The sequence below is a fragment of the Xanthomonas sp. SHU 166 genome (assembly GCF_000364685.1).
GTDB lineage: Bacteria > Pseudomonadota > Gammaproteobacteria > Xanthomonadales > Xanthomonadaceae > Xanthomonas_A > Xanthomonas_A sontii.
The window spans coordinates 1-8801 of sequence record NZ_AQOJ01000382.1; the positions used below are offsets into that span (position 1 = coordinate 1).

Annotated in this window: 9 protein-coding genes; 2 read left to right on the top strand and 7 right to left on the bottom strand. The window is 68.8% G+C overall.

Annotated elements, in window-relative coordinates; genetic code table 11:
- From D180_RS10580 to hflK, 6 genes are all read right to left on the bottom strand, one after another.
- On the bottom strand, nucleotides 1-292 hold a 292-nt coding region (locus D180_RS10580), incomplete at its 3' end, for a hypothetical protein (RefSeq protein WP_198526541.1).
- 305 nt (nucleotides 293-597) lie between these two features.
- Complete coding sequence (locus D180_RS10585; RefSeq protein WP_017912771.1) at nucleotides 598-1833, bottom strand: hypothetical protein; 1236 nt, start codon at nucleotides 1831-1833, stop codon at nucleotides 598-600.
- 310 nt (nucleotides 1834-2143) lie between these two features.
- Nucleotides 2144-3436, bottom strand: coding sequence for an adenylosuccinate synthase (locus D180_RS10590; protein ID WP_026144396.1), 1293 nt, complete (start codon nucleotides 3434-3436; stop codon nucleotides 2144-2146).
- Nucleotides 3437-3703: 267 nt separating this feature from the next.
- A complete protein-coding gene (locus tag D180_RS10595) occupies nucleotides 3704-3889 on the bottom strand; it encodes a DUF2065 family protein (protein ID WP_017912772.1) in 186 nt (61 codons plus the stop codon).
- A 235-nt stretch (nucleotides 3890-4124) separates the two neighbouring features.
- On the bottom strand, nucleotides 4125-4991 hold the full coding sequence (locus D180_RS10600; protein WP_026144397.1) for a protease modulator HflC: 867 nt from the start codon (nucleotides 4989-4991) through the stop codon (nucleotides 4125-4127).
- Nucleotides 4988-6130, bottom strand: coding sequence for an FtsH protease activity modulator HflK (gene hflK, locus D180_RS10605; protein ID WP_026143730.1), 1143 nt, complete (start codon nucleotides 6128-6130; stop codon nucleotides 4988-4990). Before hflK ends, D180_RS10600 begins: the two co-directional genes overlap by 4 nt.
- A 142-nt stretch (nucleotides 6131-6272) precedes the next feature.
- Between hflK and D180_RS10610 the strand changes: the two genes are divergently transcribed.
- Together D180_RS10610 and pilH are read left to right on the top strand one after the other, a co-directional pair.
- Nucleotides 6273-7277 (top strand): acryloyl-CoA reductase, encoded by a 1005-nt coding sequence (locus D180_RS10610; RefSeq protein ID WP_017912774.1) that lies wholly within the window; start codon nucleotides 6273-6275, stop codon nucleotides 7275-7277.
- A gap of 82 nt (nucleotides 7278-7359) precedes the next feature.
- Nucleotides 7360-7743 (top strand): twitching motility response regulator PilH, encoded by a 384-nt coding sequence (gene pilH, locus D180_RS10615; RefSeq protein ID WP_017912775.1) that lies wholly within the window; start codon nucleotides 7360-7362, stop codon nucleotides 7741-7743.
- Nucleotides 7744-8246: 503 nt separating this feature from the next.
- Here the strand turns inward: pilH and D180_RS10620 are convergent.
- Nucleotides 8247-8801 (bottom strand): J domain-containing protein (locus D180_RS10620; RefSeq protein ID WP_017912776.1); only part of this gene is annotated, 555 nt, incomplete at its 5' end.

Below are 8801 nucleotides of genomic sequence, written 5' to 3' on the forward strand. Positions count from 1 at the left end.
GCGCGGAGCCGATGGAGACCACCCTGTTCGGCTCGCCCGCGGCGGCGGCCGCATCGACCAGTTCCAGGCCGAGCGCGATCGAGCCTTGCTTGTCGGCCGCGGCGTCCCAGGCCGGCATGCCCATCTGCAGCGCGGCCGCCGGGTCTGCGGCACGCACCGCCGCCACGCAGGCCGGCAACGCCTGCGCCGGTGCGCACCGCTGCATCGCGGCCGCGTGCGCCACCGCGGACGATACCAGCACACTCCCGCACAGCAGCATCCCGAGCGACTGCAAGATCAAGCGACTGCGCACTGCCGTTCTCCCCAAGATGCCGCAGCACACGCCGGATCCGTGAATGCGGCGGATATCGTCGCACTCTGGTCCCACGCACGCCGTTGCCGGCGCGCAACAACGCCGACCCGTGCAAGGCTATCGGCCACACGGGCAATTTCTTGAGCTCCATCCCATGCAAGAAGCCACGTTACTCACGCTACGCCTGCACGCGCTTTTACCCGTGGACCGCAACTAGCCCCTCTCCCACCGGGAGAGGGGTTGGGGTGAGGGTCCGAGCACGCAGCACATCCATGCCCCCCCCCAACTCCAAACCCCAAGTCCCATCACAGCGGCGTCAGCTGCCTGAGCTGCGCGTCATCGGGAAACGCCCGCACGCGGTAACGCGGCGGATACAGCGGCGGCTGCGGCTCCATCAGGTCGCCAAACGCGGCAACAGCCTCGTCCCAGGACACCAGGACGACCGCGTCCTCCTCGGCGTCGTCGCGCGGGACGACCAGGGCGATCCGGTCGGCTCTGGGCAACAACGTATCGACGCCCTTGGTCCAGGTGCAGAGCGAAAACTGCCGCGCGCCGTCGTCGCGCTCCTGGTAGACGCTGAACGATGCGACGAAGATGTCCTGCTCGGTCGCGTCGTGGAGCTTGTCCAGCGCCGCCTTCTGATCGGCATAGGCAGGCGCGTCCAGCAGCCGGCGCAGGTCCGCCTGGCGCTGGCGGTGCTCGGGCGACGCCAGCGCGAACGGCACCATGCGGCGTGCCTGGTCGTAAGTGAACACCAGCGCGGAGACGTTGCGGCCCTGCGCGGCCGCTTCCACGCTCAGTTCCAGCATCGCGCCGATGGCGGCGGCGTCGCGATCGCCCACCACCAGCAGGCAGTCGCGCGCCGGCAGCATGAACAGCGGATTGCCCGCCACCGGTACGCGGTACAGCACGTCGGGCAGCAACGCGCGGCTGGTGTCGTAGGCATCCTGCCATGCGCCGCGGAATACGCCGGGTGCGACTTCGACGAAATGGTCGGCGGTCGCGTCGCGCAGATTGTCGCGGGCGATCGCCAGGCCTTCGTCCAGGGTGATCCCCCATGCCGCGCGCGGCCCCTGGAACAGCGTGGAGATCGTGTCGGGCAGATCCAGCGCCAGCAGCTCGACGCAATCCTCGGCGATGTCGCGCCATGCATATGGGAATGGCGCATCGAGGCCTTTCTCCAGCAAGTGCTCCAGCCGCAGCTCCTCGAACATGCCGCGATTGCGGATCACCGGCATCAGCGTCGCGCGCACCTCGTCGAATGTCTTTTCCCGGCCACTCTCTTCCTGCGCGTTGAGCGAGGACGTCACATAGGCGCGCAATGCCTCGGCGCGGCCTTTGCGCGTCGCGGTCCTGTAGGCCTGATAGGCGTTGTGCAGATAGATGGTGTAGCCATTGCCGCCGACCAGTCGGAACGCGTCGGGCTGATAGACCAGCTGCTCGCGATAGCCGCGCGCGCGCAGGGCGTCGGTGTACAGCCTGGCGAAGGCGTCGGGGCTGGGCGTGCGGCGGAACAGCGTGTCGAACAGTGCAGCGAACATCGGCGGTCGTCCTTGTCGAGTGGCGGCATGCGGGCGCCGCGCGGAATGCTAGCGCAGCTTTGCGGCAGCCGCAGATGGACGCGGACTGCAGTGTCCGCAACGGCACTCCGGCAACTCCGATTGCATCGAGCAACCAGAAAGCGCGCGCACGCTGCTCGGTCAGCTGTCCCTCCCAGGTGCATGCACGGCGCACCGCATTACGCGTATCAGTGTGCGGCGCGAAATAAAAAGCCCCGCTGTCGCGGGGCTTTCTGGAGACTCGGCACTTCCTTCTCCCGCATGCGGGAGAAGGAGTCGCGTGCTGCCCGCCTCAGGCGAACGGATCCTGCAGCACCATGGTGTGCTCGCGGTCCGGACCGGTGGAGACGATCGAGATCGGGCAGCCGGCCAGTTCCTCCAGCGCACGCAGGTAGGCGCGGGCGGCGGGCGGCAGTTCGTCCCACACGGTGATGCCGTGGGTGTTCTCGCTCCAGCCCGGGAACTCCAGGTACACCGGGGTGCACTCTTCCCAGCCCTGCGCGTCCAGCGGCGCGTATTCGGTGCGCTTGCCGCGGTATTCGTAGGCGATGCACACCTTCAGCTTCTCCATGCCGTCGAGCACGTCGAGCTTGGTGATGCACAGGCCGGAGATGCCGTTGATGGCCACCGCGCGCTTCAGCGCGACGATGTCCATCCAGCCGCAGCGGCGCGGACGGCCGGTGGAGGCGCCGTACTCGGCACCGCGGTCGCGGATGCCCTGGCCGATCTCGTCGTCCAGTTCGGTCGGGAACGGGCCGCCGCCGACGCGGGTGGCGTAGGCCTTGGCGATGCCCAGCACGTAGTCGATGTCCTGCGCGCCCACGCCGGTGCCGGCCAGCGCGCCGCCGACGGTGGTGTTGGAGCTGGTGACGTAGGGATAGGTGCCGTGGTCGATGTCCAGCAGCGCGCCCTGCGCGCCTTCGAACAGCACGCGCTTGCCCTGCTTGCGCAGGTCGTGAAGGATGCCGGCGACGTCGGACTTCATCGGCTGCACGTACTCGCCGAAGGCCAGCGCTTCGTCGAAGGTCTTCTGGAAGTCGACCGCTTCCACGCCCAGGTACTTGGTCAGCACGAAGTTGTGGTAGTCCAGCGCGGTGCGCAGCAGCTCTTCCAGCTGCGGCGGGTAATGCAGGTCGGCGACGCGGATGCCGCGGCGCGCCACCTTGTCTTCGTAGGCCGGGCCGATGCCGCGGCCGGTGGTGCCGATGGCCTTGCCGCCGGCGGCCTTCTCGCGGGCCTGATCCAGGGCGATGTGGTACGGCATGATCAGCGGCGCGGCCGGCGAGATCTTCAGGCGCGAACGCACTTCCACGCCGGAGGTCTCCAACTCTTCGATTTCCTTGCGCAGCGCGGCCGGGGAGATCACCACGCCGTTGCCGATCAGGCACAGCGCATCGTCGCGCAGGATGCCGGACGGGATCAGGTGCAGGACGGTCTTCTTGCCGTTGATGACGAGGGTGTGGCCGGCATTGTGGCCGCCCTGGAAACGCACGACGGCACCGATTTCCTCGGTGAGCAGATCGACGATCTTGCCTTTGCCTTCATCGCCCCACTGGGCGCCGAGCACGACAACTGACTGACCCATGGCTGGGTAACTCCTGGTTTGCTGCGCGACCGTCGGGGCCACGCGGATGTGGTGGCCGTGCGGGGACCGGCCGACACCGGTGCGGCCGCTCCATCGGGGAGCGTCCAGGCGGCGGCAGGACCCATACACGGAAAAAGCCGGTCGAGACGCTCGCGTGGAGCGGGCCCGGCCGGCTTTTGTGCATTATCCGGGTTTTGGGTGGCGGTCACCACCCCTTCCCCTGCCGCGTTCAGCGACCTGCCCCGACAGCAGCGATGGCAGACGGGGTCAGGCGCGAACCCACAGCAAGGCCATCAATCCCACCGCCAGAGCTACGCCGCCAGCGATCCGCAACTGCGTGGTCGGCATGGCCAGCATCTGCTGCACCATCCGCTTCCAGGCCTCCGGCGCGACCAACAGGATCAGACCTTCGAAGACGACGACCAGGCACACCGCGGCGATCAGATCGTGCATGGGGGTCTCGGCAAGCGGGGATGGGTGGGCCGCGTCGACACTGAAGCGGCTTGATCGTTCAGGAGCGGCTGAAGTGGCGCAAGCCTTCCCGGTGAAGCCCGTCGCGACTGAAGTCGCTCCCACAAAAGGCTTCCTGCGCCGGGTACCGGCGTCTGCAACCGGCCATCCTGCACGCCGTCAGAGACCGGGGACCCGCCTTTGCGAATCCCCAATCCCGACTCCCCAATCCCACCCCTCAGCGATCGCTCTTGAGGTACTGCAGGAACGGATCGTTCTTGTCGAGCACGATCACGCCGTTGCCGTCGGCCATGGCGCCGCGGTAGGCCTCCAGGCTGCGGTAGAAGGCGTAGAACGACGGGTCGGCGGAGCCGGCCTTGCCATACACGCTGGCGGCCTCGGCATCGCCTTCGCCGCGCAGCTTCTGCGCGTCGCGCTCGGCCTCGGCGACCAGCACCGTGCTTTCGCGGTCGGCCTGGGCGCGGATGGTCAGTGCCTGCTCCTCGCCTTCGGCGCGCAGCTTGGCCGCTTCCTGCTTGCGCTGCGCGCGCATGCGTTCGTACACGTCGGTGATCACCTGGCTGTCGGTCGGCAGGTCGATCTGCTTGATGCGCAGGTCGACGATCTGCATGCCCAGGGTCTTGCTGGCCGCGTTGATCGCCACCAGCTGCTTGGCGATCAGTTCGCTGCGGTCGCCGGACACCAGCTGCTGCAGGGTGCGCGAGTTGATCTGGTTGCGCAGCGAGTCGGTGATGATCGGCGCCAGCAGGCTGTTGGCCACCTTCTCGTCGCCGCCGGTGGTGGCACGGTAGAAGGCGCGCACGTCGGAGATGTAGCCGATGGCGAAGAAGCTGACGCTGACGTCCTTCTGCTCGGCGGTGAAGTAGCGCGCCGGGTTGGTGTCGATCACCTGGAAACGGCGGTCGAACATGCGCACCGATTCCACCAGCGGAACCTTGAAGTGCAGGCCCGGCTTGAGATCGGCACGCACCACGCGGCCCAGGTTCAGCACCATCGCCGCCTTGTCCTCGGGCACCACGAACACCGAGCTGAGCAGCGCGAACAGCGCGACGACGGCAATGCCCGCCCACAATGACAGTTTCATCGCTGGATCTCCTCACGGCCGGTCGGGCGCGGCGTGCGCTCCGGGTTGCGGACACTCTCGGCCGAACTGCTGTTCAACGCCGGCATCAACACGTCCTGCGGCACCGTCGGCAGCGACGTGGTCGGCGCCGGCGGCGTCGCCGCGGCCGGCGCCTTGCTGTCGGCGGGCATCGGCACGTAGATCAGCTGGCGGCCGTCGCCGCCGATGACCTTGCGGTTCTCCGCCAGCACCTGCTGGATCGTCTCCAGCCACAGCCGCTTGCGGGTGACCTCCGGCGCGTTCTGGTACTGCTGCTGCAGCAGGGTGAAGCGCTCGGCGTCGCCCTGCGCGCGGGCGATCGCCGCTTCCTTGTAGCCTTCGGCGACGGTGCGGGTGCGTGCGGCCTGGCCACGCGCCTCCGGCACCACCTTGGCGGCGTAGGCCTGGGCCTCGTTGATCAGCCGCTCCTTGACCTGCTGGGCGCCGTTGACCTCGTCGAAGGCCGATTTCACTTCCTCCGGCGGACGCGCGTCGGGCAGGGTCAGGCCGGTCACGATCAGGCCGGTGTGATAGGCCTTCAGCGCGGCCTGCAGGCGCTCGCGCGCGGCCACGGCCATCGGCCCGCGGTTGTTGAGTACCGTATTGAGATCCGAGCGGCCGATCTGTTCGCGCACCGCGCTCTGCGCGGCCTGCTCCAGCACCAGGTCGGCGTTGCGCGCGCCGAACACGTAGGTGCGCGGGTCCTCGACCCGGTACTGCACATTGAGCGAGACGTTGACGATGTTCTCGTCGCCGGTCAGCACCGGCAGTTGGCTGTCGAAGGTCTTGATGCGGGTGGCATCGACCTTGCGCACGGTCTCGATCGGCCACGGCAGCTTGAAGTTCGGGCCAGGCTGCAGGATCCGCGAGAACTGGCCGAAGCGCAGCACCACGCCGCGCTGCTGCTCGCCGATCAACTGGAAGCTGCTGAACAGCAGCACCAGCACCACCGCACCCAGGATCCAGCGGCCGATGCCGCCGCCATCGCCGAACAGGTCCTTCAACGGACCCGGCAACCCGCCCCACCTGCCTCCCCCATTGCCGCCACGCGGCGGCCAGGGACCGCGCCCGTGATTGTCGGGGCCGTCTCCGCCCTTGCCGCCAGGTGTGTTCCAGGCCATGCATGCTCCAAGAAGGAAGGTGGCGCCGCGTCGGTCACGCGCCGGTCACCGGATAATGAGTCGCCGATTCTACAAGATGGGGCAGACCCGCCGTTTCGAAAGGGTATCTTGGTGCATTCCTGCGTGCCGACCAAGGTGTTCCATGTCCGTTCCCGCCCAGTTCTCCGCCTTCCGCATCCACCAGGACGCCAGCGGCTACCACGCCGGCCTCGTCCCGCTGTCGCTGGACCAGCTCAGCGACGGCGAGGTGGTGATCCGCGCCGCCTGGTCGTCGGTGAACTTCAAGGACGCGCTGGCCGGCACCGGCCAGGGCAAGATCCTGCGCCGCTTCCCGCTGGTCGGCGGCATCGACGTGGCCGGGCGCGTGGTCGCCTCCCGCGACCCGGCGTTCAAGGAAGGCGACGCGGTGCTGGTCACCGGCTGCGGCCTCAGCGAGACCCGCGACGGCGGCTACAGCGACTACGTGCGCCTGGAGTCCAAGTGGGTGGTACCGCTGCCGGCCGGGCTGAGCCTGCGCGAGAGCATGGTGCTGGGCACCGCCGGCTTCACCGCGGCGCTGGCGCTGCTGCGCCTGCTCGACAACCGCCAGACCCCGGCGCATGGCCCGCTGTGCGTGACCGGCGCCACCGGCGGGGTCGGCTCGCTGGCGGTCGACATCTTCAGCCGCGCCGGCTTCGAGGTGCATGCGGTCAGCGGCAAGGCCGAGCGCGCCGAGCAGCTCAAGGCCTGGGGCGCCGCCCAGGTGCTCGGCCGCGAGGCCCTGCAGACCAGCCGGCCGCTGGAATCGGTGCGCTTCGGCGGCGGCCTGGACAACGTGGGCGGGGCGATGCTGACCAGCCTGCTGGCGCAGACGGCACCGTACGGCAATGTCGCCAGTGCCGGCCTGGCCGCGACCGCGGAGCTGGACATGACGGTGATGCCCTTCATCCTGCGCGGCGTGTCGCTGCTGGGCATCGGCTCGGCCGGCACCGCCCGCGACCTGCGCGACCGCATCTGGCAGCACCTGGGCAGCGACTGGAAGCCGCGCCACCTGGAGACGATCTGCACCCGCGAAGTGGACCTGGCCGGCCTACCGGAGGTGTTCGCGACGATGCTGGCCGGGCAGTCGTTCGGGCGCACCGTGGTGCGGCTGGATCCAAGCGCGTAGCCACGCCGACGCTTTGTGACACGCAACGCTTTCCGCCTTCGCGCCGCTGCCTCTACACTCGGAGCCTCCTAGGGGGAACTACATGGCACGCATTCTGATCGTCGACGATTCGCCGTCGCAGTTGCTGGGCATCCAGCGCATCGTCGAAAAACTGGGGCACGAAACGATCACCGCCACCGACGGCGCCGCCGGCGTGGAAGCGGCCAAGGCGGCCTTGCCGGATCTGGTGCTGATGGACGTGGTGATGCCGAACCTCAACGGTTTCCAGGCCACCCGCACCCTGCGCCGCGAGCCGACCACGCAGAACATCCCGGTGATCCTGGTCACCACCAAGGACCAGGACACCGATCGTATGTGGGGCATGCGCCAGGGCGCCCGCGCCTACATCACCAAGCCGTTCTCCGAGGACGAGTTGTACGAGGTGATCGAGCGTGTGTTCAGTGGCGAGGATGCGCCGAAGGGGTGAGGGACCGGGAGGGGAGAATCGGGACTGGGGAATCGCGAAAGCGGACTTCCCGCGGCGCGCGGAGCACGGCCGTGCTGCACGCGGCGTTTGTGGCTTCAGCCGCGACGGGCACTCCCGGCAACAACCGTCGCGTCTGAAGCTGCTGCTACGCAAGCCGGGAATGCATGGAACCCGAAGAAGAGCCGGCGGCGGCTCTTGTGGGAGGGGCTTGAGCCCCGACGCCTCAACCTTTGAAGCGTCGGGGCTGAAGCCCCTCCCACAGGAAAGCACCACAGCTGCAGGCTTGCCAAGCGAGTACGCTGATCGGCGATGCCACTGCGGCCGTGCGCCGCAGCGGCTCTAGCGCAGTCACGCTTGCAGGCGCATGACGAGCCGGGCCGCGCAAGCGGGTACGGCCGCTTATCGGTCCGGCATGGCGGCTGAAGCCGACCCTGCAACGCCACAGTGCGAAGGGACGCCGCTCTTGCGAATCCCCACTCCCGACTCCCCAATCCCGCCTCACTTCACACGGCCTCGCCAAACGCCTTGGCCAACCCGCGATACGCCTTGCGCTGCGCTTCGGTTTCCGGCGCTGGCGCCAGCACTTCCAGTTCGACGATCTGGTCGCCCGGCGGGGTGCCGGGCAGGCCGCGGCCGCGCAGGCGCAGCTTGCGGCCGGCGTCGGACTCCGGCGGGATCTTCAGTTCCACCGCCCCGCCCAGGGTCGGCACGCTAATGCTGGTGCCCAGCGCCGCCTGCCACGGCGTCACCTGCAGGGTGTAGAGGATGTTGCGGCCGTCCACCTCGAACTGCGGATGCGCGGCGTACTCGATCTCCAGCAGCAGGTTGCTGCCGCCGTTGCCCTGCCCGCCCAGCCGGATCACCTGGCCGGGGCGCACGCCCTTGGGCACGCGCACATCCAGCTGCTTGCCGTTGATGGTGATGCGCACGCTGTCGCCGGCGTACACCGCCTCCAGCGGCACCGCCAGCTTGGCGCGGGTGTCGCCGCGCGGCGCGCCCGGTCCCGGTCCCGGACCGGGGCCGGCGCCGCCCTGGCGGGCACGCTGCTGGCGGGGGGG